This is a genomic window from Paraperlucidibaca baekdonensis (genome assembly GCF_003387535.1).
Lineage (GTDB): Bacteria > Pseudomonadota > Gammaproteobacteria > Pseudomonadales > Moraxellaceae > Perlucidibaca > Perlucidibaca baekdonensis.
The window spans coordinates 491,490-517,228 of record NZ_QUNR01000001.1; the positions used below are offsets into that span (position 1 = coordinate 491,490).

The 25,739-nt window shown below is 56.8% G+C and carries 26 protein-coding genes; 16 read left to right on the plus strand and 10 right to left on the minus strand.

Annotation, left to right across the window (positions count from 1 at the left end; translation table 11 throughout):
- Positions 1-52: 52 nt before the first annotated feature.
- The 6 genes from DFR26_RS02350 to DFR26_RS11070 are packed head-to-tail and all read right to left on the minus strand — an operon-like array spanning position 53 to position 3,766.
- Positions 53-970, minus strand: coding sequence for a phytanoyl-CoA dioxygenase family protein (locus DFR26_RS02350; RefSeq protein ID WP_181898955.1), 918 nt, complete (start codon positions 968-970; stop codon positions 53-55).
- Between the two features lie 4 nt (positions 971-974).
- On the minus strand, positions 975-1,382 hold the full coding sequence (locus tag DFR26_RS02355; RefSeq protein ID WP_116207324.1) for an ectoine synthase: 408 nt from the start codon (positions 1,380-1,382) through the stop codon (positions 975-977).
- Positions 1,379-2,668: a diaminobutyrate--2-oxoglutarate transaminase gene (gene ectB / locus DFR26_RS02360; protein ID WP_116207325.1), complete on the minus strand. Its 1,290-nt coding sequence runs from the start codon at positions 2,666-2,668 to the stop codon at positions 1,379-1,381. Before ectB ends, DFR26_RS02355 begins: the two co-directional genes overlap by 4 nt.
- A gap of 14 nt (positions 2,669-2,682) precedes the next feature.
- A complete protein-coding gene (ectA, locus tag DFR26_RS02365; protein ID WP_116207326.1) occupies positions 2,683-3,234 on the minus strand; it encodes a diaminobutyrate acetyltransferase in 552 nt (183 codons plus the stop codon).
- A complete protein-coding gene (locus DFR26_RS02370) occupies positions 3,235-3,597 on the minus strand; it encodes a MarR family winged helix-turn-helix transcriptional regulator (RefSeq protein ID WP_181898956.1) in 363 nt (120 codons plus the stop codon).
- Positions 3,539-3,766: a hypothetical protein gene (locus DFR26_RS11070; RefSeq protein WP_181898957.1), complete on the minus strand. Its 228-nt coding sequence runs from the start codon at positions 3,764-3,766 to the stop codon at positions 3,539-3,541. Before DFR26_RS11070 ends, DFR26_RS02370 begins: the two co-directional genes overlap by 59 nt.
- 88 nt (positions 3,767-3,854) lie before the next feature.
- Between DFR26_RS11070 and DFR26_RS02375 the strand changes: the two genes are divergently transcribed.
- From DFR26_RS02375 to DFR26_RS02405, 7 genes are all read left to right on the plus strand, one after another.
- Positions 3,855-4,463, plus strand: coding sequence for a MarC family protein (locus tag DFR26_RS02375; protein WP_116207328.1), 609 nt, complete (start codon positions 3,855-3,857; stop codon positions 4,461-4,463).
- Between the two features lie 131 nt (positions 4,464-4,594).
- Positions 4,595-6,595 (plus strand): transketolase, encoded by a 2,001-nt coding sequence (tkt, locus tag DFR26_RS02380; protein WP_116207329.1) that lies wholly within the window; start codon positions 4,595-4,597, stop codon positions 6,593-6,595.
- A 3-nt stretch (positions 6,596-6,598) separates the two neighbouring features.
- A complete protein-coding gene (locus DFR26_RS02385) occupies positions 6,599-7,657 on the plus strand; it encodes a type I glyceraldehyde-3-phosphate dehydrogenase (RefSeq protein WP_116207330.1) in 1,059 nt (352 codons plus the stop codon).
- A 30-nt stretch (positions 7,658-7,687) separates the two neighbouring features.
- Positions 7,688-8,878, plus strand: coding sequence for a phosphoglycerate kinase (locus DFR26_RS02390; protein ID WP_116207331.1), 1,191 nt, complete (start codon positions 7,688-7,690; stop codon positions 8,876-8,878).
- Positions 8,879-8,931: 53 nt separating this feature from the next.
- Positions 8,932-9,996: a class II fructose-bisphosphate aldolase gene (gene fba, locus DFR26_RS02395; protein WP_116207332.1), complete on the plus strand. Its 1,065-nt coding sequence runs from the start codon at positions 8,932-8,934 to the stop codon at positions 9,994-9,996.
- 169 nt (positions 9,997-10,165) lie between these two features.
- Entirely contained in the window at positions 10,166-10,399 is a 234-nt protein-coding gene (locus DFR26_RS02400) for a ParD-like family protein (protein WP_116207333.1), read from the plus strand.
- Positions 10,396-10,674, plus strand: coding sequence for a type II toxin-antitoxin system RelE/ParE family toxin (locus tag DFR26_RS02405; protein ID WP_116207334.1), 279 nt, complete (start codon positions 10,396-10,398; stop codon positions 10,672-10,674). Before DFR26_RS02400 ends, DFR26_RS02405 begins: the two co-directional genes overlap by 4 nt.
- Before the next feature lie 63 nt (positions 10,675-10,737).
- On the opposite strand, the gene lpoB is transcribed toward DFR26_RS02405, so the two are convergent.
- The gene (gene lpoB / locus DFR26_RS02410; protein WP_116207335.1) at positions 10,738-11,337 is read right to left on the minus strand and encodes a penicillin-binding protein activator LpoB; all 600 of its coding nucleotides are present in this window, start codon (positions 11,335-11,337) and stop codon (positions 10,738-10,740) included.
- Positions 11,338-11,364: 27 nt separating this feature from the next.
- Positions 11,365-12,600 carry a COG3014 family protein gene (locus DFR26_RS02415; protein WP_116207336.1) on the minus strand — a complete coding sequence of 412 codons (1,236 nt, stop codon included), beginning with the start codon at positions 12,598-12,600 and terminating at the stop codon, positions 11,365-11,367.
- A 157-nt stretch (positions 12,601-12,757) separates the two neighbouring features.
- On the opposite strand from DFR26_RS02415, the gene DFR26_RS02420 reads away from it, so the two are divergent.
- Genes DFR26_RS02420 through DFR26_RS02430 form a run of 3 tightly spaced genes read left to right on the plus strand, consistent with a single transcriptional unit; the run spans position 12,758 to position 16,874 of the window.
- A complete protein-coding gene (locus tag DFR26_RS02420; protein WP_116207337.1) occupies positions 12,758-15,427 on the plus strand; it encodes a hypothetical protein in 2,670 nt (889 codons plus the stop codon).
- Between the two features lie 9 nt (positions 15,428-15,436).
- The gene (locus tag DFR26_RS02425; protein ID WP_116207338.1) at positions 15,437-16,405 is read left to right on the plus strand and encodes an alpha/beta hydrolase; all 969 of its coding nucleotides are present in this window, start codon (positions 15,437-15,439) and stop codon (positions 16,403-16,405) included.
- Positions 16,406-16,442: 37 nt separating this feature from the next.
- Positions 16,443-16,874: an SRPBCC family protein gene (locus DFR26_RS02430; protein ID WP_116207339.1), complete on the plus strand. Its 432-nt coding sequence runs from the start codon at positions 16,443-16,445 to the stop codon at positions 16,872-16,874.
- 63 nt (positions 16,875-16,937) lie between these two features.
- Here the strand turns inward: DFR26_RS02430 and DFR26_RS02435 are convergent, their stop codons facing one another.
- Together DFR26_RS02435 and DFR26_RS02440 are read right to left on the minus strand one after the other, a co-directional pair.
- A complete protein-coding gene (locus tag DFR26_RS02435; protein ID WP_116207340.1) occupies positions 16,938-17,936 on the minus strand; it encodes a hypothetical protein in 999 nt (332 codons plus the stop codon).
- A gap of 24 nt (positions 17,937-17,960) precedes the next feature.
- Positions 17,961-18,665: a nitroreductase gene (locus DFR26_RS02440; protein ID WP_116207341.1), complete on the minus strand. Its 705-nt coding sequence runs from the start codon at positions 18,663-18,665 to the stop codon at positions 17,961-17,963.
- A 130-nt stretch (positions 18,666-18,795) separates the two neighbouring features.
- Between DFR26_RS02440 and DFR26_RS02445 the strand changes: the two genes are divergently transcribed.
- The 6 genes from DFR26_RS02445 (at position 18,796) to DFR26_RS02470 (ending at position 25,724) form a co-directional block, all read left to right on the plus strand.
- Complete coding sequence (locus DFR26_RS02445) at positions 18,796-20,721, plus strand: PAS domain S-box protein (protein WP_181898958.1); 1,926 nt, start codon at positions 18,796-18,798, stop codon at positions 20,719-20,721.
- Positions 20,722-20,810: 89 nt separating this feature from the next.
- Entirely contained in the window at positions 20,811-21,206 is a 396-nt protein-coding gene (locus DFR26_RS02450; RefSeq protein WP_116207343.1) for a response regulator, read from the plus strand.
- Positions 21,184-21,516 (plus strand): Hpt domain-containing protein, encoded by a 333-nt coding sequence (locus DFR26_RS02455; protein ID WP_116207344.1) that lies wholly within the window; start codon positions 21,184-21,186, stop codon positions 21,514-21,516. Before DFR26_RS02450 ends, DFR26_RS02455 begins: the two co-directional genes overlap by 23 nt.
- A 93-nt stretch (positions 21,517-21,609) precedes the next feature.
- Complete coding sequence (locus tag DFR26_RS02460) at positions 21,610-22,644, plus strand: putative solute-binding protein (protein WP_116207636.1); 1,035 nt, start codon at positions 21,610-21,612, stop codon at positions 22,642-22,644.
- A gap of 36 nt (positions 22,645-22,680) precedes the next feature.
- Positions 22,681-24,273: a GMC family oxidoreductase gene (locus tag DFR26_RS02465; protein WP_220375684.1), complete on the plus strand. Its 1,593-nt coding sequence runs from the start codon at positions 22,681-22,683 to the stop codon at positions 24,271-24,273.
- Positions 24,270-25,724, plus strand: coding sequence for a flavin-containing monooxygenase (locus DFR26_RS02470; RefSeq protein WP_116207346.1), 1,455 nt, complete (start codon positions 24,270-24,272; stop codon positions 25,722-25,724). The genes DFR26_RS02465 and DFR26_RS02470 overlap by 4 nt, the downstream gene beginning before the upstream one ends.
- Positions 25,725-25,739 lie beyond the last annotated feature (15 nt).

The window sequence follows — 25,739 nt, forward strand, 5'->3', positions numbered from 1 at the left end:
CGTGTTGTGTAACGGCGCCATGACCGTGGCAATGGCGCCGTTCATCACCGATTTAGTCGAGAGGCGCTAAGACATCGACGTTGTCGCGGTGCGCCAAATGCTCTGGCCGCGGAGCCAAGCCATTGGCGGGCTCACCCAACATATTGTCAACGCTGTTGTAGACCAAAAAGGCGTTTGCACGCGAATGCTCAGAGGGCTCATCGGCGCTGCGGTGTTGGATATTGCTATCGAAAAACACCACGCTGCCTGCCAGCCCGGTGGCACTGGTGACATCACCGGCTTGATGGGTAAGCAGCGAGAGAATCTCAGGCGATGGCTGGCCCATGGTGTGCGATTCGTGCGCGGCTTCATCTTCAGTGACCGGGCAGCTGGCTGGATCAACGCAACCCACATAGGTTTTGTGTGAGCCAGGAATCAGCAGTTTGGGCGCATGCTCAGCGAGATTGTCGGTGAGTAGCACGGAGCATGACAACGCACGCATAGCGGGCATGCCATCTTCGGTGTGCCAGGTCTCAAAGTCTGAGTGCCAATAGAACTCTTCCTGCGTATCGGCGGCGCGATAGTTCAGACGGCTCTGGTGCAGATAGACCTCGCTACCCAATACATAGCGCGCAAAGGCGAGCAGTTTGGGGTGGCGTGCTAGCCGTGCAAAGAGCGGGCTCGCGGATGGCAGGTCAAGAAACGACAGCATGTCATCGCTGCCGGGCTCGCGAAGCACTAGGGCCGAATCGCTGCTGGTGAGCTCATCGCGCAAGGTGGCCATGGCGGCATTGAGCTCAGCGATTTCATCTGCCGAAAGCACATCGGGGACCACCAAAAAGCCCTGCTCAATGTAGCGGGCTTCTGCTTCAGCACTGAGCCATTCAGGGCGCAGCGCGGGTTCAGACCACACCACCGGCTCACGGCGACGGGCGAGCAAATGCTCGTTCAGTTCGCGTGAGGGGTAGGGGTCGCCACATAAAGACAGCATAAATTTACTCCGGATCGGCTGGGTAGGCGCCATCGGGGCCGTGCGTTTCATCGCCGCGAAGGGGCGGATCAAAGACGCAAATCAAACGCAGGCGCGTGGTAGCACGCAGCAAATGGCGATCGTGTTTATCGAGTGCATACATGGTGCCGGGCTGAATGCTAATCGGCTCGCCAGGTGTCGGCGCATCTTCGCTGCCATGCAGCGGCTGAATCTCGCCTTCTCCTTCAATGCAGTACACCGCTTCTAAGTGATGCTTGTACCAAATATGCGTTTCCGTGCCGGGATGAATCCAGGTTTCATGCAGCGAAAAGCCCATGCCATCTTGACGCGTGAGCAAGCGAAAACTTGACCAGTTGTCGGCATGAATGGCTTGGCTGCTGGCGGCGATTTCATCAAAGTGACGAATAATCATGCGCTAATCTCCTCTACCACAGCTGGTGCCAGTGTGCGGCGGGCGTGGGTTAGGGCTTCATCAAAAATCTGCAGGCCTTTCTCTAGGTCGGCCTCGCTCATAATCAATGGCGGCAGCATTTTCACCACCTCACCGTGTGGGCCACAGGTCTCAATAATCAAGCCTTGCTCGAAGCAGCGCTCGCTGACGGCGTCGGCCATCTCGCTGTTTTCTAAAACAATGCCGGCGACCATGCCACGGCCGCGTAAGGCGGTAATGTGCGGATGGCGTTTGCGCATATGCTCCAAACGCTGATGCAGCAGGCGACCTTTGACACGCACGTCATCGGCAAAGCTATTGTCGGCCCAGAAGGTGTTAAGCGCCGCGGTGGCGGTCACAAAGGCGGCGTTATTGCCACGGAATGTGCCGTTGTGCGCGGACGGCGCCCAAATGTCGTATTCGGGCTTGATGAGCACCAAGGCCATGGGCAGGCCATAACCGGAAATCGATTTCGACAGCGTCACGATGTCGGGATTAATACCGGCTTGCTCGAAGCTGAAAAATGAGCCGGTGCGGCCGCAGCCCATTTGAATGTCATCGACAATGAGCAGCATGTCATGGCGGCGGCAGAGTGAAGCCAAACCACGCAACCAGTCGGCTGATGCGGTGTTGATGCCGCCTTCGCCTTGGATGCATTCGACCAGCACCGCTGCTGGAGCGTCCATGCCTGAGCCCGGATCGCTGAGCTGTTTTTCGATCAGATTCAGCGTGTTGACGTCGCGGCCGTAGTAGTTGGCGTAGGGCACAAACTGCGTATCGGTCAATGATGCGCCAGTGGCATCGCGAAACTTGCTGGAGCCGGTAGCGGCCACTGAGCCGGTGGTCACACCATGAAAGGCATTGGTGAAGCACAAAATGTTATTGCGCGATTTGACTTGGCGCGCCAGTTTCAGCGCGGCTTCCACGGCATTGGTGCCGGTGGGGCCGGTGAACTGCATTTTGTAGTCGAGACGGCGCGGTTTCAAAATCGTGCGCTCGAAGGTTTCCATAAACTCGCGCTTGGCCTGCGTGGCCATGTCGAGGCCATGCAAAATGCCATCGGCCTGTAAGTACTCAATGAGCGCGGCTTTCAGCGTGGGATGGTTATGGCCGTAGTTCAGGCTGCCGGCACCGGCGAAAAAGTCGAGGTATTCACGGCCGTCTTCGTTGGTGATGTGGCTGCCGACTGCGCGCGCAAACACCGTGGGGTAGCTACGAACATACGAACGGACTTCCGACTCTAATCGGTCAAAAATGGCTAATGGCATGTGTGTATCTCCTATTAATGCGAAAGGGGTTGGGCGCTGTTGGCGAGCGGGGCGGGAAACGGCCCAATGCGAAACAGCTGTTCGGGCTCATGGCCCGCGCCAAACAAGTCGGCATCGAATTGTGTCGAAATGCTCAGCGGGCAATTCAGGCGTTCAGCGAGTTTGGTAAACAGGCGTGCCGAGGCTTTGTTGCTTGGGCTCACCGTGGTTTCCAAAAACCGCACATCGCGGCAAGCGGGGCGAGCCAGCAAGCCTGCGAGTAAGGTCAGGGCGAGACCAGTGCCGCGGTAGCGCGCGGCGCTCACCACTTGCCAAATAAACAATGTGTCGTGCTGCTTGGGCGGAATGTATCCGGAAATATAGCCGGCCAAAATGTCGCCTTCTTCGGCCAAAATGCAGGTGTCGGCGAAGTGCCAGCTGTGCAGCAAATACGAGTAGCAGGAGTTCAAATCCAGTGGCGGCGACTGCTCAATGAGCTCATAGACGCGCAGGCCATCGGCTTTTTCAGGCTGGCGTAGCGTCAAATTAGGCGCAGCAACCACGGGGGTTTTAAGGGCTGATGTCATTTAGGCATCCTCTTTTTCTGTTTGAGTTTTTGCGCCGCTGTGATCGTAGATCGGGTCAACCGACAAGATCGCCGAGGCATCAATATTGCTGGCGCCAAATAAGCTCACTAAGCGCTCCAATGACAGCGCGATAGTGGCCTGCTCAAGCTCCGGCATAGTGCTGAGGCCATCAGCCAAGCGTGTTTGCAGTGGGAACGGTGAGCGTGCGGCTTGTGCACTGCCCTCGGGCGTAATGGCAATGTGCACTTGGCGGCGATCATCTTGTGACCGGGTGCGAGTGACCATGCGTTTTTGTTCAAGCCGATCAATCACGCCCACGGTGGTGCTGGGACTGAGATCCAGGCTTTGGCTTAATGTTTTCACCGGCATCGCGCCATGCTTTTCCAGTGCTAATCAAAGCAATCAGCTGCGGCGTGGTAATGTCTTGCTTGCCTTGCAGCTGCTTGGAGTGCATATCAACGGCACGAATGATGCGGCGTATAGCTCGTAATATGCGCACTTCGTATTCCGGGAGGTCGTGTTCAGGGTTCATGTAAATTCGTTCTGAGTGATATCGTTTGAGTACAAATCATTTGTAGTGTTACTATTTTCGCGCCAAAAGTCAACCGTTGGAGTCGCGTGTGTTCCCCTTAGACCAGTTCCTGTTTTTCTTAGCGCTGCTCAATCCCTTCCTGCTCAGCCTGTATTTAATCGACCTCATGGTGCAGATGCCGGGCCGCCAATTTGCACGTGTCCTCACGCGTGGCGTGATCATGGGCGGCATCGTGTTTTCGCTATTTGCGTTCACCGGCGAGGGCATTTTTACCGACTTGTTGCATGTGCAATTTGCCTCCTTTCAAATTTTTGGCGGCATCTTGTTCCTCATGGTCGGCATCCGTTTCTTTTTCCAAGGCGTGAGTGCATTAAGCGGACTTCGTGGTGATCCTGAGCATGTCGCCGGCTCCATTGCGATGCCGTTTTTGATTGGCCCAGCCACCGTCTCTGCGTCTATTTTGATGGGCGTGTCATTGCCGAAATGGCATGCCGTGGGCGTGGTCTGGCTAACACTCGCGGTGATGATGGTCGGCTTAGTCGCGTTGAAATTTATTCATGACCGCGTGCGTGTGAAAAGTGCGCGACTGGTGGATCGTTACGTGGAAATCACCGGCCGGGTGTCGGCATTGGTTATTGGTACCTATGCCGTGGAGATGTTGGCGCAGGGCATTAGTCGCTGGGTCGCACTGATGTAAGTGCATGGATCTGGTCGGGAGAGTGGGATCATGGCAATTGCCGTGATCGGCGGCATCGGCGACAATACGGCCCCGCGCGATCTCAATGAGCCGCGCGGTTTTATTTTTGCCCGCCGACTGGAGTGCCCCGCATGCCCGCGCAGCCATTAAATCAACGCCATTACGCCAATGCCATTCGCGCACTTGCCATGGATGCCGTGCAGCAAGCTAAGTCCGGTCACCCCGGCGCGCCCATGGGCATGGCCGATATCGCGGAAGTGCTGTGGCGCCAGTTCATGCGCTACAACCCCAGCAACCCGAATTGGATCAACCGCGACCGCTTCGTGCTCTCCAACGGCCACGGCTCGATGCTGCAATATGCGCTGCTGCATTTGACCGGATTTGATGTCTCGATTGATGACCTCAAGGCATTTCGCCAATTGCATAGCAAAACGCCGGGCCACCCCGAGTACGGCTATGCCGATGGCGTCGAAACCACCACCGGCCCGCTCGGCCAAGGTATCGCCAATGCCGTGGGCATGGCGCTCGCCGAAAAAACCTTAGCGGCGCAATTTAACCGCGACGCGCTGGCGGTCATTGACCATTTCACCTACGGCTTCTTGGGCGATGGCTGCCTGATGGAAGGCATCTCGCATGAGGTCTGCTCGCTGGCGGGCACGCTCGGTCTTGGCAAGCTCATCGCCTATTACGACGACAATGGCATCTCCATTGATGGCGAAGTCGAAGGCTGGTTCTCTGATGACACGCCCAAGCGTTTTGAAGCCTATGGCTGGCAAGTCATTGGCCCCATTGACGGCCACGATGCCGATGCCATCCGCGCCGCCACTCAAGAGGCGCAGGCCGATGCCGCACGCCCCACACTGATTATTTGCAAGACCGTGATTGGCGCCGGCTCGCCGAATAAACAAGGCAAAGAAGACTGCCATGGTGCGCCACTCGGTGTGGATGAAATCGCGCTGACCCGCGCTGCGCTGGGCTGGGAGCACGAGGCCTTTGTCATTCCCGAAGCGATTTACGAGGCCTGGGATGCGCGTCCAAAAGGTGACGTGTTGGAGAAAAACTGGGATGGCCTGTGGGCGCAATACGCGCAAGCGCACCCGAGCTTGGCGGCTGAATTGCTGCGCCGCTTGAGCGGTGAATTGCCCGCCGATTTCGCCGCCACGGCGGAGGCCTGGATCAATGGCTGCGCTGAAAAAGGCGACAGCATTGCTTCCCGTAAAGCCTCGCAAAACACGCTCAATGCTTTCGGCCCGGCATTGCCGGAGCTGCTCGGCGGTTCAGCCGATTTGGCCGGCTCCAACTTGACGCTCTGGAAAGGCTGCCACGGCGTGCAAGACCATGCCGATGGCAACTATGTCTATTACGGTGTGCGCGAATTTGGCATGAGCGCCATCATGAACGGCGTTGCGTTGCACGGTGGCTTTGTGCCCTACGGCGCTACCTTCTTGATGTTTATGGAGTACGCCCGCAATGCGTTGCGCATGGCCGCACTGATGAAGCAGCGCGTGATTCATGTCTACACCCACGACTCCATTGGTCTCGGTGAAGATGGCCCCACGCACCAGCCGGTCGAACAACTCGCCAGCCTGCGCCAAACCCCCAATTTAGCCTCATGGCGTCCGGCCGATACGGTTGAATCAGCGGTGGCTTGGCGCGAAGCCTTGCTGCGCAAAGACGGCCCAACGGCCTTGGTATTTTCGCGGCAAAACCTTGTGCATCAAGCGCGCAGTGCCGCGCAAATCACCGACATCGCGCGCGGCGGTTACGTCTTGAAAGATGCCGACCGCATCGATGCCATCATCATCAGTGCAGGTTCTGAAGTCAGTTTGGCCATGCAAGCCGCTGATGCGCTGAGCGCAGAAGGTCTTGGTGTGCGCGTCGTGTCCATGCCTTCGCCAGACACCTTCCTCAAGCAAGACGCGGCCTATCGCGAGGCCGTGTTGCCGCTGAGCGTGCGCAAGCGCGTAGCCGTGGAAGCCTCCATCAGCGATTACTGGCACCGTTTTGTTGGGCTCGATGGCGCCGTGGTCGGCATGACCACCTTTGGCGAGTCAGCGCCCGCAGGCGATCTCTACGCGCATTTTGGCATCACCGCAGAAGCGGTGGCTGCGGCTGTGCGAGGCTTGAATTAAGGCATGAATGCGCCGGCGGTGAGACTGCGCGTTGCAATCAATGGCTTTGGTCGCATTGGCCGCCATGTGCTGCGCGCGCTTATTGAAGCCGGTGAGCGCTACGACATCGATATCGTCGCCATCAATGATCTCGGCGATGCCGATGGCCTGCTACATTTGCTGCGCTACGACAGCACGCATGGTCGCCTCGCGGTGGCCGCCAGCGTCGATGATGGCGTGCTGCGCATTGGCCATCAGCGCATTCGGCTGCTTGCCGAGGCGCATCCAGAAAAGCTGCCGTGGCGGCATTTAGCCGTCGATGTGGTGCTCGAGTGTACCGGCCAGTTTCGGGCTCAGGCGCAAGCGGCACGGCATTTAATCGCCGGTGCCGGACGCGTGGTGATCGGTGCCGCGCCCTTCGATACGGCCGATGCCATCATCGTGCATGGCGTCAATGACGCCGAGCTGGCGGCTGAGCATCGGGTGATTTCGGCGGCGAGCTGCACCTCGCACGCACTTTGCCCGATGTTGCAAGCGCTGCATGGCGCATTTGGCATCGAGTCGGCGCTGATGACCGAGATTCATGCCTTCACCTCTGACCAAGTGCTGCTCGATCATGTCCATCGTGACCCGCGTCGCGGTCGTGCCGGTGCGCACAACATCATTCCCACGACGTCGAGTGCGCTCGGTGTGGCGCGCAAAATTTTTCCCGAGCTGGCCATCGGTGGCTATTCAATCCGCGTGCCCACGCTCAATGTCGCGGCCATTGATTTGAGTGTGCAGTTGGCGCGCGAGGCCAGTGCCGCCGAGTTGCACGAAGCCTTCACGGCCTATGCCCATGACAAGCCGTGGATGAGCCTCAACGATGAGCCCTTGGTGTCGTCGGACTTTAACCATCGCGCTGAGTCTTTGATTGTCGACTTCACGCAAACCGAAGTGGTTGGCCGCCAAGCCAAAGTATTCGCCTGGTATGACAATGAGTGGGGCTATGCCAATCGCCTGCTCGACTTGTGCCAGCGCATCGCCAGCCTACCACCAGCGCCGGATTATCCCGATGCGGCGGCGCTGATCAGCGATGCTTAAGCCTTATTTGATTGTGACAGGAGTGTCGAGATGTCTGTAATTGCCATGACCGAATTGGACCTGACCGCCAAGCGCGTGCTGATTCGTGAAGACTTAAATGTGCCGATGAAAGCCGGCGTGATTCGTTCTGATGCACGTTTGCAGGCGGCGCTGCCGACCATTCAGCAGGCGCTCAAACAAGGCGCAGCGGTACTGGTCTGCTCGCATTTGGGTCGCCCGGTGGAGGGCGAGTTCAACGAGGAGCTATCGCTGGCGCCCGTGGCTGCTTGGCTGAGCGACAAACTCGGCCAAGCCGTGCCTTTGCTGCGTGACTATCTCGATGGCGTGGATGTCGCACCTGGCCAGGTCGTGCTCTTGGAAAATGTGCGTTTTAACATCGGCGAGAAGAAGAATGCCGATGCTCTTGCGCAGCGCTACGCCGCACTCTGCGATGTTTTCGTGATGGACGCGTTTGGTACCGCGCATCGCGCCGAGGGCTCCACCCACGGTGTTGCCAAGTTTGCCGCGATGGCCGCTGCCGGCCCCTTGCTCGCCGCCGAATTAGACGCGCTAGGCCAAGCCCTCGATATGCCCGCGCGGCCCATGGCAGCGATTGTTGCGGGCTCGAAAGTCTCCACCAAGCTCGATGTATTGACCTCGCTGAGCGGTCTTTGCGACCAGCTCATTGTTGGTGGCGGCATCGCCAATACTTTCTTGGCGGCCGCGGGCTATCCAGTCGGTAAATCGCTGTGCGAGCACGAACTACTCGACACCGCGCGCGCCATTGCCGCGAAAGTCAGCGTGCCCTTGCCGACCGATGTGGTGGTGGCCGAGGTCACTGGTCCTATTGAGGACTTTATGGCCTTTGTGCAAGCCGCCACGCCAGTGGTGAAGTTGGTCGCCGATGTCGGCGCCAATGACATGATTTTAGATGTTGGCCCGCAAACCGCCGCGCATTTTGCTGAGCTTTTAAAAGCCGCCAACACGATTTTGTGGAATGGCCCGGTGGGCGTCTTTGAGGTCGATGCCTTTGGTGAGGGCACGCGCACACTGAGCTTGGCGATTGCCGAGAGCAGCGCCTTTTCCATTGCCGGTGGTGGCGATACGCTGGCGGCCATCGATAAATATGATGTAGCTGAGCGCGTGTCGTATATTTCCACTGGCGGCGGCGCATTTTTAGAGTTTGTTGAGGGCAAAGAATTGCCTGCGGTGGCGGCCTTAAAGGCAGCAGCGGCAAAATAAATCCCCACGATTTTGATGATTAACGCGGCCGAGGTCGCACAGGAGAGAGACTTATGGCGCTGATTAGCCTACGCCAATTATTAGACCACGCCGCTGAGCATAGCTATGGCGTGCCGGCCTTTAACGTCAATAACTTAGAGCAAATGCGCGCGATCATGGAAGCCGCCGATAAGACCGATTCGCCGGTCATCGTGCAGGCTTCTGCGGGTGCTCGCAAATACGCCGGCGCGCCTTTTTTGCGCCACTTGATCTTGGCGGCGATTGAGGAGTTTCCGCATATTCCGGTGGTCATGCACCAAGATCACGGCACCAGCCCAGCCATTTGCCAGCGTTCTATCCAGCTGGGTTTTAGTTCGGTGATGATGGACGGCTCACTCGGCGAGGATGGCAAAACTCCGACCAGCTACGAATACAACGCCGGCGTTACCCGTCGTGTGGTGGAAATGGCGCATGCGTGTGGTGTCTCGGTGGAAGGCGAAATCGGCTGCTTGGGCTCACTAGAGACTGGTATGGCCGGTGAAGAAGATGGCGTTGGTGCCGAGGGCATTTTGGATCATTCGCAAATGCTCACCGACCCCGAAGAGGCCGCGCGTTTCGTGCAAGACACTGGTGTTGATGCGCTGGCGATTGCCATTGGCACCTCACATGGCGCCTACAAATTCACGCGGCCTCCCACCGATGACATCTTAGCGATCGATCGCATCAAAGCCATCCATGCGCGCATCCCGAATACGCATTTGGTCATGCACGGCTCATCGAGCGTGCCGCAGGAATGGCTACAGATCATCAACCAATACGGCGGCGATATTAAAGAGACCTATGGCGTGCCGGTCGAGCAGATCGTTGAGGCGATTAAGCACGGCGTGCGTAAGGTCAATATCGATACCGACTTGCGCTTAGCCTCGACCGGCGCGATTCGTCGCCACATGGCGGAACATCCTGCCGAGTTCGACCCGCGCAAGTTCTTTAAAGACACCATCGTGGCTATGCGCGATGTCTGTGTGGATCGCTATGTGGCGTTTAATTGCGCCGGTCAGGCCAGTAAAATCCGCGCCTTGTCATTGGATGCGATGACCGAGCGTTACGCGCGCGGCGAGCTGCGCCAGCAGGTGCAATAAGCGCTAGCCGCCAATCGGCGTTATTGCTGCCTTAAAAGCCCGCGTAATAGCGGGCTTTTTGTTATCGAGCGCGTTTTCAGTAGACGTACTTTGCGCATCAGCGAATCCGCATTGACAGCGCAGCGCAGCCTGACTACATTTGTGGTAAATCAGCTTGGGAGAGATAGCCATGAGCAGTATTTCAGTCCGAATTGATGAAGACTTGGTCAGCTCGGCGCGCATCTCTGCGAAAGCAGAGTTCCGCACGGTGCAGGGTCAGCTTGAGTTTTGGGCAAAAGTAGGGCGCGCAGCACTGGATAATCCTGAGCTGCCGGCGAGCTTTATTGCCGAAACCCTGATGAGCTTGGCGGAGCCGCGCGAGGCGAGCACTGCATTTGTGGCGCGCTCGACGCCATCGACATGAGTTGGCAGGTTTATCAGAGCAAACGCTTTGCGCGGGTCTATAAAAAGCTCCACGACAACTTGGTGAGTGAGGTTGATGCCGCGGTGGCGGTAATCGCCGATAACCCAGAGGTAGGTGAGAAAAAGAAGGGCGATTTAGCGCAGTTATGGGTGCACAAGTTTCGCTGCGAAGGTCAGCTATATTTGCTTGGTTATACGCGCGATGATGGCGTGCGCTTGGTGTATTTAGAGGCGCTGGGCTCGCACGAAAACTTCTATCGAGATCTTAAGCGCTAGTCAGCGATCGTTACAAAAAAGCCCGCGCTAGTGGCGGGCTTTTTTACAGCGCATCGTTACGCTTTACAGCCCAAACCAGCGCCGCTCACGGGTTTTGCGGATTTCTTTTTCGTCTTGAAACTCAATGATGCCGGTCTTCAAATCCATCATTTTTAAAGTGAATTTGTAGTACTGATCGCGCGTGCTGCCATCTTGCTTGGCGATGCCTGAGAGATTGCCGTATATCATGAAGCTGGCGCCGACTTGCTGGCCCATTTTCACCGACTGACGCTCATCGACCAGACCGCTGTTGCGCTGATAATCAAATTGGCGCGCGACCTCGGCGACCACACTCATATCGACAAAGCGAAAACGCCCGGACTTGATGAGCTGCGTGCTAATGGTGTCGGTGACTGATTCGGTATCGATATGCTCAGCGGTTTTATTGCGAATGGCATCAACAAATAGCACGGGCCGACCATCACGCGTGATGTTTAATACGGCGGCGGAATTGAGCAAGTCATCGGTCATTTTCGCGCTAATGAGCTGCAAGTCGGTGGAGCCAAAATCGGTGTTGACAGTTTCCACCGCGCGGGCGTCGCCGTATTGCACCGAGGCGCAGCCGGTCACGGTGAGCGCGGCGAATGCCACGGGCAAACACAGGGCTTTCAAGGCGATATTCATGGGGTTCACTCCTGGGCGTCTGCCCGTTTATAACGGATAAATCCGACTGTAGCTGACACGCGGCGCACTCACCACATGCACGAGGGTAATTTTGCCGGCACGCACCGGCACGCTTAATGGCTGTTCGCCATTGATGCTGAGACGGTGTTCGCCGGCGGCAACGCGCTGGCGCAGCACATAGACTTGCGCGGGCAAATTGCTCCACTGGCGCAAATCGGGGCGCTCGCTGAGCAGGCTATAGACCGTGCCGAGCAAGCCGAGTCCGGGCGATTGCTCATTGAGCTCGCGTTGCAATTGCTGCTTGGCTACCGCGCGCACGCTGGCCCGCAGGAGGATGCCCGGCAGCTGCTCTTTTAAAGTGCGTGCGGCCAAGGCATGGGTGTCAACGAGCAGCTCGGCGGCGGGCGATTGGCCATCGAGCTGAAGACTTAGGCGCTGAGCCGGTGCGCCTTGGCGAGGGTAGTAGGGGATGCTCACCAGTGTGTAGGCCGTGCTGTTGATGAGCGGCAGTTGGAAGGCCACTTTGTCGGGGATTTCGCCGCGCTCCCAATACACCACGATATCGCCGGCGCGCGCGTCTTGACTCAGACTTAATGGCTTAGCGACCGGTGTGGCGCGCGGGGTCGGGTCATCGAAGCGGAGGCGTTGAGCGAGGCGGGCGGTATCACTGGCAAGCTGGGCATTGCGCGGTTGCGCTTGCCATGCTGCACGATAATCAATGAAGGCGTCATTGAGCGCATCTTGGGCTTCATAAAACAGGCCGGATAAATACAGCGCGCCGGCGTGTTGGGTGCTGCTGCGCACGCGTGCGGCGGCATCATCGAGCGCGCTCAGTGCCTGCGTGTCTGATGGCGCTATGCCTTCTGCCTCGGCAATCTTCTCTGCATAAGCCAGCGCTTGTGTGCGTTGCCAGGCATCGGCGCGGCGCAGCTCCACGGCGGCGGCTTCCGGCTTTTGCAGCGCCAGATAATTCAGCGCCTGATAGCTGTGCATAAACAGCCGTTCATAGGGTGCCACGGCGTAGCGGCGCAGGGTGTCGTTGGTGACTAAGGCGGCGCCAGTACGTGCCGAGTCGCTGGCGGAGATCAACGCGCGATCATCGTCGCTGGAAATGCTGACCATGGCTTGCGCAAACGCTGCTTCACTGCCTTGCGGATCGCCGGCGAGCATGGCCGCGCGACCATCTTGCAAGGGCGATAGTACGCCGAGCGTAGAGCAGGCGCCGAGCCAACAACTGAGCAGTAGCGTGACCAGTACGCGCATGAAACCTCGTCTTGGAGAAATCGCCTGAGCCATTAGTATGGCGCGCAACACGCATCGGCGCGAGTGTGGCGAGCAAATAACAACTTCGTAATATGTCTAGATTGCCGAAGCAGAACTGGTTAACATCTAGCCAATAACAATAATAAATGAGCTTGCTATGACAACGCGTACCACGCCTATTGGTTTATGGCCACACCTCACAAAACTCGCCGCGCTAAGCCTATTTTCGCTTGCCCTGATGGCCTGCGGTGGCAGTAGCAGCGGCAGTTTCTCATTTGATGACAGGCCTCAAGGCCCAGGCAATCCGAGTACTGGCGGTCCTGGCACGCCCGGTCCGGAACTCAGCAGCCAGCCCAACCGTTACGACTTCGCCAACCGCTGCGTGGCCTTGCGCTCGGTGGCCACCAACCAGTTTGTTTCGGTGGCCAATGGCCAATTACGCGCCAGCGCGCCATCACTCACTGATGCGCAAGCGTTCTACATGAAGCCCGCGGCACTGGGCAGCTATTTGCTGTACAGCAGCGACAAACAGCTCGTCGCCGGCGCCAACCTGAATGCGCTTAGCGCCGCTCGCGAGGCCAATAAATTCAGCCTGCGTGTGGCGGGCGACACCACTGTGTATCCGCAGCCGCCACGCTACGATGTTGAGCCCAGTCTCGCAGACATTAACGCCTATCGCAGTTTCAATGATCCGCTCATTGGCGGTGATCGCTTTACTTTCACGCAGGCCGGCTCGGCCCAGCGCTTAACGGTAGGCAGCGCCGGCGCGGTGGCCTTAGCGGCCGCTAATACCGATGCAGCTCAACAATTTGCGCTGGTACCTGCCACAAACTGCGCAGAATTTCCTGAGGCCAATGACAACACGGCCGGCACTACCTTCAAAGGCAAAACCAGCGATGGCTCCGTGCTCGGCATGGCCGATGCGCATGTGCATTTAAGCTCCAGTACTTTCTTAGGGGGCGCCCAGCACGGTGCGGCTTTTCATCAGTTTGGCGTAACGCACGCGCTCAATGACTGCCAAGAAACGCACGGCCCGAATGGCTTTTTGGACTTAGTCGGTAGCCTATTTGTCAACGACTTCGATGGTCACAATACCGGTGGCTGGCCCACGCACATCGATTGGCCATCGCGCGAAAATCTCACCCACGAAGCCATGTATTGGAAATGGGTGGAGCGCGCGTGGAAGTCAGGTTTGCGCATCATGGTCAATGATGTGGTGGAAAACGAAACGCTGTGCGAACTCGAGCGCAATGTCACGCGCCAGCCCCTGCGCGATTGCAATGAAATGAACAATGCCGCCAATCAAGTCGGCACGCTGTACGCATTGCAAGATTATATTGATGCGCAATACGGTGGGCGCGGCAAAGGCTTTTTCCGCCTCGTGCTCGGCCCCGATGAAGCGCGCCGTACTGTGGAAGCGGGCAACTTGGCGGTGGTCATTGGCATCGAAATCTCCAACGTCTTAAATTGCAAAATCAACTACAACCCATTACGCCAACAACAGCCATTTGAAGAAACTGGCACGGGTTTGACTGAAAACAGATACGACTGCGACGAAGATGAAATTCGCACACAGCTCGATCGCTTGGTCGATCTCGGCGTGCGCCAAATCATCTCGATCCATGAGTTTGATAACGCCATTGGCGGCAACGGCATCTTTGATGGCACCGTGCTCAATGTCGGCAACCGCGAAAACTCTGGCGGTATTCCCTCGGCAGAAATTAATGCTTTAGTGGGCGCGCTCGGCAACCCGTCGCAAATATCGCCACTGGGCTTTTTGCAGTCGGCTGAGTTGCCTACCGGCGAGTTTTGGACCACCTACGACTGCCCCGAAGAGGATGTCACGCCGGGTTTCTCTGGCTATTACGACGGCAATTCAGGCGGTGCCAAGATGACCAGCATCAGCCCGACAGCGCCCTTTGATATTGCCGGTGTGGAGAGTCCATTGGCGGCGCTGGGCATTGTCAATCCGGTGTGCCCCTACTTGGGGCAAGGCTTCCGGCCCGGTGGACCGCTGGCATGCTACCCCGCAAAAAACCAATGCAATGCGCGCTGGCTGACACCAATTGGTTTATTTGCTTTCCAAGAAATGATGAAGCGTGGCCTGATTTTCGACATCGATCATTTGGAATTAGAAATCAAAACGCAGGCGCTGGAACTCGCCGAAGCGCAGCCGGTGGCATATCCGTTTGTGTCCACACACGGCACCTTTGGCGGCACCAGCAACGACCAAGCCAAACGTATTCTGCAAAATGGCGGCCTACTGTTTCCCAGCCTTGGCAATGGCCCCAGCCACATTGGTCAAATCGCTGAACTCCGTGCCATTTACGATACGCTGCCCAATCCACGGCCGCTGTTTAGCATGGGTTTTGGCACCGACACCAATGGTCTTTCGGCACAGTCTGGCCCGCGTGGAAACATTGAGGCCGGTAAAGAAGTGAGCTATCCCTACGAGCTATTTAATAGCAGCTTCTTGGCAAAATTGCCGAGCATGCAAGCCTTGAGTCCAACGCCGGTGCGCTTTGATCAGCCCGAAGAGCGCGATGATGCCGGCAATGGCCGCACGTGGAGCCTCGACGAAGACGGTAGTGCGCATTACGGCATGATGAGCGGCTTTGTTCGCGAAGTGCAGCTCGAAGGCAGCGCGCAAGACATGCAAGATGTGTTTAACTCAGCGGAAGGATTTCTACGCACCTGGCAGCGCACCAAAGAGGCGCAAGCCGCCATTGCGCGCGATGGCATTGCCACGCCTGCGGGTGTTTTGCGTGCCGCGCCGGCGTCAGACAGCCCGCTGGGCCCATTGCGTGCGTTGCTGCCCATCCCATGAGGAGTCTTCGTGACCCGCTTTTCACCCGAGGCCGCGCGTCGTGCGCTGAAGCCGCTGAACCTCGATATACGCGCGCCGTGGCCCGAGGCACTCGCCGACTACGCGCGCTTTTATGGGCTGGATTGTTTAGCCGCTGAGGCGCCGGCGCCCACACGTCACGATATCGGCACAACCGAGGCGTGGGGTTTTGATATTGCCACCCAGGTCTTTTTGCCTGAGAACACTAGCCGCGCTCGCGGCACTTTGCTGGTGCTGCATGGCTATTTCGATCACGCCGGATTGTTCACACACCCCATCCGCGCAGGTCTAACCCAAGGCTATGCGGTAGTGGTGGTTGATCTGCCAGGCCACGGCTTGTCGTCGGGGCCGCCGGGTGAGATCGATGACTTCGCGCATTATCAAGAAATGCTCCGCGATCTGCTCGCCGAGCTCACGCCGCAGCTACCGAAGCCGTGGGTGGCGGTCGGTCAAAGCACCGGCGGCGGCATTTTACTCGATCATGTCTTGTCGTCATTGGCCGTGGGTAAGCGCCCAGCATTTGCGCGCGTGCAGCTCTGGGCGCCGTTGGTGCGCATCGCCAAATGGCGTCAAGTCACTGCCGCATTTAGTCTGTTTGGCCGCTTTAAACGCAGCGTGCCGCGACATTTCAAACGCAGCAGCCATGACGATGATTTTGTCGATTTAATTTGGCACAAAGACCCATTTCAGCTGCGTGAGGTGCCGCTCAAATGGGTCGGCTCAATGATTCGTTGGGAAACTCACATGCAGTCGCTGCCGGCCTGCCGCTTCCCGCTAACCGTGGTGCAAGGCGATGCCGATGACACCGTGGACTGGCGCTATAACCTGCGCTTTATTGAGCAAAAAACCTATGTTGAGCGCGTTATTGAGGTGCATGGCGGCCTGCATCACTTGGCCAATGACAGTGAGCCATATCGACAACCGGCGTTGTCAGCTTTGGTGCGGCATGTGCTAATCTAAATTCGTCTATATCATCCACTGCTTACAAGAGGTTTTTATGCCAGCCCATCGTGTTGAAGTTGTTCAGAATTTTCCATTTTCAGTTGATAAGCTCTACGCTTATTTGAGCGATCACGAAAAGTTGGGCATTATTTTGCCGGCCAAAATTCGTCGCATCAAAGACGGTCAAGGTAGCGTCAACGGCGTTGGCTCTGTGCGTAAATTGACCTTGCCCGGCGGCGTATCATTAGAAGAAACGGTCACCAAGGCAGAGACCAATCGCTTGGTCGAATACACCATTACGCGGGGCGGTTTTCCGGTGAAAAATCATTTAGGCATCATGCGTTTTTCTGGCGATGCGAAGTCCTCGCACCTGCACTACACCATCGACTTTGACTCGGCACTGCCAGGTAGCGGATGGCTGTTGAAGTTGGCTTTGGGCTCGCCCATTAAAGCCGGATTAAAGAAGCTCGCCAAACAGGGCGTATGATGTGAAAAGGCTCCTATTTAGGAGCCTTTTTTTGCGTCAGAAAAACTCAGTCATGTGACCACATTAGGCCGGTGTAATGCCGACTAGCAGCTCCAAACGACCGGGCCGCACGCGCATGTCACGAATCTCAAATTGATTCACCAGCTGCATCAGCAACTCTTGGCTATCAATGAGCGTACTTAAGCCCGGTAGCGAGGCAAATTCCGTGAGGTTGGAGAGCTTTTCGACCATCCAATAGCGGTTTTGCAAGAGGTCGCCAAGATCAGTTTCTTGCAAGTTGATGCGCCACAGACGTGGCCCTTCGCGTTCAACTCCCGGAATATCTTGCAGAATCTGATTGACGGGCGACTTGGTGGGCAAGCGGTTGGCGACAAAAAACATGCCGCGGCCGACCTGCTTGGTTGCCCAGTTGGCAACGAAGTTGGTTTGTCGAAATTGTGCATCAAGCGACTCATCAACTTGGCGAACGCGAATGTATTGGGTATTACGCGAGACCTTGCACTCGAGCACATCGAACTTCATCTCGATGGTGTAGATGAGGCGGTTGTGATGGCCATCGATGGCGACCGTAACGCGGTCATCGCCACAATAAACCGCTAAATAATCAACGCTGGCGTGACGATCGGCGAGGTTGCGCATTTGCTTGTTGATCAGCGACTCGGGCAACGGCAGGGTGATCGTTGATTTACGCAAATACGCCTGCGCCATTTGCATGGCCACTTCGCGCGCCATTTGGCTGGCGGCTTTGGCGGTGTCATTGGCGAGTTGGGCGGTCATTTTCGCGCCATCTTCGGCGAGTTGAGCAACAATCTGCGCGCTTTTAGACGCCCGCGTAATGGCATTGCGCGCGCTTTCGTTGGCGAGCTCGGCGGCACTTTTCGCGGTTTCGCTAGCCATGCTGGCAACCTCCTTGGCCGCCTCCCGAGCCACCGTACGCGCGTGCTCGGCGGCCTCTCTGGCGCTACCAAAAACGCGCCTTGCCGACGACTGCATATCGGTGGCGGTTTCTCGTATGGATGGACGCTTGCGCGGCGCTTTGTTCGAGGTGGCATCATCCGTCATGGTCGGCGTCTCACAGGTAGTGGCTTACGCCTCAGCGAAAGCTACGGGCGCTTGATTAAACTGAACGGTTTCGCTCAATGGCGCACGCTCGGTACGAGCGCCATTGGCTGCAATGCTGGGGTCCTCGTAGCCAAACGAGATGCCAAATAGTATTTGTATGTCGTCGTCGATGCCGAAGGCTTGGCGCACATCATCAGGATAATACCCCATGGAACCTTGTGCGCAGCTGCCTAAGCCGTGCGCATGCATCGATAGCATGAGTGTTTGCGCGTACATGCCAACATCGAGCGCCATGGGGATGCCGTATTCGCGCTTCATGCCAATAAAGCACACGTGCGGCGCATCAAACAGCTCAAAGTTGCGCAGCGTTGCCTGCATGCGGCCAACCTTGTCTTCGCGGGCAATGCCCATGGCGCCGTACAGCGCCGCCGCGCAAGCGTATTGGCGATTTTTATGCTCGCCCGATGTGCTCGGCATGAAGCCAATATCTGGGGTCATGGCGCGGCCGGTCATGGCGCCGGTGCGCATGCGTTCACGCAAGGCGTCACGGGTCTCACCGGAGGCCACATAAATCTGCCACGGCTGCACATTACAATTCGATGGCGCCGCTTGCGCGAGCTCAAAAACCGAGCGCAGCACATCCTCGGGCACGGCTTTGGGCAAATAACCACGCACCGAGCGGCGCTGCGTAATGGCATCAAATACAGAAAGGCTTTGCGGGGTCGACATAAGGCGCTCCTAAACGCTGAAAATAACGATGAGCCGTTACAGCGTTTTACCTTATGACAACACGCTTGCACAGCACAGCGGCGTAAGGAATTGCTAGCCTGATGTTCTGAGATAACTCACGTGAATGATTATGTGGCGATTTTTATCGCGCTGGCGCCGTCATCAGGCTAGCGCCAACCAAGCGGATGCACTGAACGCAGCAATCATCCAGGGCTCGACCGCCGTGGCGATTATTGCGACCGGTTGCAACGGCGTCATCTCGCTATTTAATAGCGGGGCTGAGGCCATGCTGGGTTATCGCGCCGATGAATTGGTGGGCATCAAAACGCCTGCTATGTTCCACGATGCGAATGAAATGCGTGATCACGCCCGTACGCTTGAGGTCGAGTATGGCGTGCATGTCGGCGGCTTTGAGGTGATTGTGCACATGGCGAAAATGGCCGGCCACGAAACCAAGCCGTGGACCTATATTCGCAAAGATGGCTCGCAGTTACGCGTGAGCCTAGCGGTCACCGCCTTACAGGATGCGCAGGGTCAAATCAGCGGCTATATGGGCATTGCCAATGATATTTCTGCCTATTCGGCGCTCCAAGATGAGCTCAGCATCAGCCAGCTGAGTTTTTTAAATGCCTTCGCCACGGCCGCTCACGGCATGGCGGTGGTCGCGCCCAATGGCCGTTTGCGCGACGTCAATATTTCGTTGTGCGAAATGGTCGGTTACAGCCACGATGAATTGCTCGCCACTGACTTTCAGGGCATTACGCATCCCGATGACCTAGCCGAAGATTTATCGTATGTGCAGCGCTGCCTGTCGGGTGCGCTATCGTCGTATCAGCTCGAAAAACGCTATGTGCATCGCGATGGCCGAGTGATTTACGCGTTGCTGAGCGTGTCGTTGGTGCGCGATCGCCATCAGGAACCACTGTATTTTATTTCGCATGTGCAGGACCTCACAGCGCGTCATACTGCCAAGCAACGCTTGCGCGAGCGTGAGCAGCAGCTGCAAACCATCGTCGATGCGGTCGTTGACGCAATTATCACCATTAACGCGAATGGCGAAATTGAGCGCTTTAACCACGCTGCCGAGCAGTTGTTTGGTTACCCGGAGGGCGCGGTGCAAGGCCAGCCAGTGAGCATGTTATTGCCGGAAGCATTGCGAAATAGACGCCACGCTGGCTTTGCGCCCATGCAGCAGGTGCGCGGACCGCTCAGTGCCTTGCCCGAAATTGAGGGGCAGCGCGCCGATGGCAGCCACTTTTGGATGGAGGTGCAGCTCGCGCCACTCGCACATGCCACCGAGTTTAAGCAGGTTGCCGTGGTGCGCGATATCACCGAGCGTCGGCGCGTGGAGCGCATGAAAGAGGAGTTTATTTCCACCGTTAGCCATGAGCTGCGCACGCCACTCACGGCGATTGCTGGCTCACTCGATTTAGTGGTGACTGGGGTGATGGGCTCGCTCAACAGCGAGCAAGAGCAGCTGCTGACGATTGCGCAGCGCAACAGCCAGCGCTTGAGCTACCTCATCAATGACTTGCTCGATATGGACCGCTTGGTCTCCGGCAGCATTGATTTGACTATCGAGGCGCACGATTTGGCACCGATTGTGACCGAGAGCATCAGCCTCAACAGCAGTTATGCCGCGCAGTTTGGCGTCAGTTATCGCCTACACGGGCAGTGCCCCGAGGAGGTGATGGTCGACGCCGCGCGTTTGCAGCAGGTGTTAGCAAACTTTCTCTCGAATGCCGCGAAATTTTCGCCGGAAAACTCAGTGGTCGATATCGTCATGGAGGACCGTGGCTTGTATGCACGCATTTCGGTACTCGATAGTGGCGCCGGCATTCCGGAGGCGAAGTGGAACAAGCTATTTGCTAAGTTTTCCCAGCTTGACTCATCGGATACGCGTCAACGCAGTGGTACGGGTTTAGGCTTGGCCATTACCAAGGCCTTGGCGGAATGCATGCAGGCACGCGTGGGGTATGCGCCGCGAGAGCCGCATGGCTCGGCATTTTATATTGATCTATTGAAGAAAACGAAAGTGCCACAGGCGATGACGTGAAGCCGACAGATGTTGCGCAATTGCCATGGAAGTGCTGTGACAGCGCACATAGTATCAGCGTTATACATTAGATTTTTTCGAGGTTTGCGATGTCCTTGCAGCAGGTGTTGTTAGTCGATGACGAGCCTGACATTCGCGCCTTAGTGAGCCTCATTTTGCAGCGCTTGGGCGGCTTAACGGTGCGTGCAGCGTCCTCTGGGCAAGAGGCATTAGATATTTTGCAGGCCGGATTTGAGCCCGATATCATTTTGCTGGATGTCATGATGCCGGATATGGACGGTGTGCAAACGTTGGCTGAAATGCGCGCTATGCCTGAGGTGGCGCCACTACCCATCTGTTTTTTAACGGCCAAAATTCAGCCGGCCGATATTGCTCGTTGGCGCGCACTGGGTGTCGACGATGTGCTTACAAAACCGTTTATTCCCGCTAAGCTCGTTGAACAAGTAAGGAGCTGCTGGGAATATGTCCAACGAGATAGATCTTGAAAACGATGCCGAGTGGCTTGAGTTAGTCGCTGGTTTTCGCACACATTTTTGGCAGGTGCGCGTGCCCGAGTTGCTGAGTAACTGGGCGGCAGCAAAGTCCGTGAGTCAGACGCAATGGCCTGATGACCTTAAACGCGCTATTCACGGTATAGCTGGCTCCGCTGGTCTGATTGGTTACGCGGACATCGGTGATGCCGCGCGCTCCGTTGAGCAAGCATGGGATAGCGGCCAACTCAGTGCCGAGGCACTCATGCAGCGCATTGATGCGCTAGCTCAAGATATTGCTACGCTAGCGACTGATCAGGTCTAAACCACGCTTCATCGAAAAGCCTGCTAAGAGGACTTTCCAACATTATTCGGATTTATTAGTATGCCAACACATGCTAATAAAAAAGGTTCCTCGATGAAAAAATCATTCGTTTCAGTTGCCTTCGTGACGGCACTTGGCGCTGCGCCCATAGCGCAGGCCAATCAATCCCTTTGCGTCTATGACCTGCTCGGCAGCGCCGGCGATATCTACAATATGTCGAAAGACTACGCCGTGGCGGCACAAGGCATGGGCGCGAAAATCGACATCAAAGGCTATACCGACGAGCGCGTGGCGACCCAAGATTTTCTTGCTGGTCAATGTGATGCGCTGTTTGCCACCGCGTTTCGCACACGCCAATTCAACCCCACCGCCGGTGCCACCGACTCACTCGGTGTGTCATCGATTGTGCGTAATGGCAAAATCGATATGCCCGCGAGCTACGATGTTATCCGCAAAACCATCCAAACCTTTAGCTCGCCGGCTGCTGCCAGCCTGATGACCAATGGTAAATACGAGGTTGGCGGCATCATCCCCTTTGGCACGGCGTATCCGGTGGTCAATGATCGCAGCATTAGTACCGTAGAAGACTTAGCCGGCAAGCGCATTGCCTCGTTTGATTACGACAAAGCTCAGGCCGTGATGATTGAGAAAATCGGCGCGCAGCCGGTATCGGCTGATATCACCAGCTTCGCCAGCAAGTTCAACAATGGCTCGGTGGACATGATCGCCGCTCCGGCTGCCGCCTATCGGCCTTTGGAGCTGTATCGTGGCATTGGCGAAAAAGGCGCGATGAACCGCTTCCCTATTGTTATTTTGACCTACCAAATGATCATCAATAGCGAGAAGTTTCCGGCTGGCTATGGCGCTAAGTCGCGTAATTACTGGCTAGGCCAGTTTAATCGCGCGATGGCCTTGGTTAATAAAGCCGAGAAGGATATTCCAGAGTCGACTTGGAGCGATTTGACGCCTGAGAACATGCTCAAGTACACGATTATGTTGCGTGATTCGCGTATCGAAATTGCTAACCAAGGCATTTACGACAAGCAGGGCCTGAAAATTATCAAGCGCGTGCGCTGCAGCATCAATCCGGCCGATGTGGAGTGCACCAGCAATAGCGAAAACTGGTAAGTTACGCTTTAACTAAAAATAACGAAGGTGGAAGTAATGTTTGATTACGTCATTGTCGGTGGTGGGTCGGGTGGCTGTGCCTTGGCGGGTCGTTTGAGTGAGGACCCGTCGGTGAGCGTGTGCTTGCTAGAAGCTGGCGATGGCGGAACGGGTGTGCTGGTGGAGGCGCCCGCGGCGACTGTCGCTATTTTGCCGACGAAAATCAAAAACTATGCCTTCGAGACCGTGCCGCAAGCTGGCCTAAATGGCCGTAAAGGCTATCAGCCGCGCGGTAAAACGCTGGGTGGCTCATCGGCCATTAACGCCATGGCCTATATCCGTGGTCATCGCGACGATTACGACCAGTGGGCGGCGATGGGCGCGCAGGGCTGGAGCTACGATGAGGTGCTGCCGTACTTTCGTCTGAGCGAAAACAACGAGCGTATCGTTGACGAGTTTCATGGCAATAGCGGGCCGCTGTCGGTCTGCGATTTGCGCACCGACAACCCGGTGCATGCGCGCTACAAGACTGCGACCGAGCAGGCCGGCTTTAAGTGGAACGACGATTTCAACGGCGCCGACCAAGAAGGCATTGGTCTGTATCAGGTCACGCAGAAAAATGGTCAGCGCTGTAGCGCGGCACAGGCTTATGTGCTACCGGTGATGGATCAGCGCCCAAATCTCACCGTGGAGATTAAGGCGCAGGCGCTAAAAATCATCTTTGAGGGCACGCGCGCCGTGGCCGTTGAGGTCTTGCAAAATGGCAAAAAGCGCCAGATTCGCGCCAATAAAGAAATCATTTTGGCCACCGGGGCATTTCAGACGCCGCAACTCTTAATGCTCTCTGGTGTCGGTCCGGCGGCTGAGCTGGCCAAGCATAAAATACCGGTGATTAAAGAGCTGCCCGGTGTCGGGCAAAACTTGCACGACCATCCGGATTTTATTTTTGGCTATAAAACTAAAAGTCTCGATGCGCTTGGGCTGTCGCTCAAAGGTAGCTTCAAGATGCTCAAAGACATTCAGCGCTACCGCAACGAGCGCCGCGGCGCCATTACCTCGAACTTCGCGGAGGGTGGTGGCTTTTTGAAAATCAGCCCCGATAGCATCAAGCCCGATGTTCAACTTCATTTCGTGGTGGCTTTGGTCGATGACCATGCGCGCAAATTCCACGGCGGCCATGGCTTCTCCTGCCATGTCTGCCTGCTACGCCCAAAAAGTCGCGGCAGCGTGACCTTGGCCAGTGCCAACCCGCTCGATGCACCAGTGATTGATCCCGCCTTTTTCCAAGATCCCGATGACGTGGAAAAGCTCATGGCTGGCTATAAGCTCACCAAGCAGCTGATGGATGCTCCGGCGCTCGCCGAGCTATTCACCAAAGACATGTTTACCGCCGATGTGAAAACTGACGATGACATTCGCCAGATTTTGCGTGAGCGCTCCGACACCGTGTATCACCCCGTGGGCAGCTGCAAAATGGGCCTCGATGATCTCGCCGTGGTCGATCCTGAACTGCGTGTGCACGGCCTGCAAAGCCTGCGCATCGTTGATGCCTCGGTGATGCCGACCATTGTGGGTGGTAATACCAATGCGCCCACCATGATGATCGCCGAGAAGGCTTACGATTTAATCACCGGCCATTCGCGCGTATGAGCGGCATCTTAGCCGTCGCTATTGTTGGCGCCGGTTTTGGCGGCTTAGGTATGGCCATCGCGCTGAAAAAGCAGGGTGTCGATGACCTGGTGATTTTGGAAAAAGCTGCGGATGTCGGCGGTGTGTGGCGCGATAACACCTATCCGGGTGCGGCCTGCGATGTGCCGTCGCATTTGTATTCGTTTTCGTTTGAGCCGAATCCGCACTGGTCGCATGTGTTTGCACGCCAGCCGGAAATTTATGCGTATTTGCGTCATTGCGCCGACAAATACGACCTGCGTCGGCACCTGCGATGCGACGTGGAAGTCGCCGAGATGCATTTCGATGAGGCTGAGAAGCTCTGGCAGATCACCCTCACCAGCGGTGAGTTGCTGCAGGCGCGCATGGTGGTCAATGCCACCGGCCAGCTCAGTCGGCCCATTTATCCCAAGCTCAAGGGCATCGGTTCGTTTCAAGGTGAGTCGTTTCACTCGGCGCATTGGCGTCACGATCTCGACCTCAGCGGTAAGCGTGTGGCCGTCATTGGTACGGGGGCTTCGGCGATTCAGTTTGTGCCGGCGATTGCGCCGCAGGTTGCCAAGCTCAGCGTATTCCAGCGCTCGCCAGCTTATATGATGGCGCGCCCCGACCGGCCCTATAGCGGTGTGGAGAAATGGGTATTTCAGCGGGCACCGAAAACCATGGCGCTCTATCGCGGCGGCATTTATTTGAAATATGAGTCGCGCGGACTGGCCTTTACGCGCCTGAAAAGTCTGCTGAAAGTCGCCGTGGGCATGCCCTTTAAGTCGCTACTCAAGCAGCAAGTCAGCGACCCCGCGTTGCGCGAAAAGCTCACGCCCGACTACGCCATTGGCTGCAAACGTATTTTGCTTTCTAGTGATTATCTGGCGACCATGAGTCGACCGAATGTTGAGCTGGTCACCACGGGCATTCGCCAAGTCACTGCCACTGGCGTGGAAACCAGCGATGGCCGTGAGCATGCCGCCGATGTGATTATTTACGGCACCGGCTTTGCCGCCACCGATTTTCTCTCACCGATGACCGTTACGGGTCGCAACGGCATTACCCTCAATGACGCGTGGCAGCAAGGCGCGAAGGCCTATCTTGGGCTATCGGTGCCGGGCTTTCCGAATTTCTTCATGCTCTATGGCCCCAATACCAACCTTGGCCATAATTCGATTGTTTATATGCTCGAAAGCCAGATTGCGCATGTTTTAGCGTGTCGCGCGCAGCTGTCTGCCAGCAAAGCCACAATCATTGAGGTCAATGAGGGCCGCTACACGCATTTCACCGATGCCGTGCAAGCCCGTCTTGCCAATAGCGTATGGGCGGGCTGTCGCAGCTGGTATATCGACGACAATGGCCACAATAGCGCGAGCTGGCCGGGCTTCACGCTGAGCTATCGCTGGCTCACCAAGCACCCGCCGCGCGATGCTTATCAGCTTAGCTAACGCACTCACCCGATA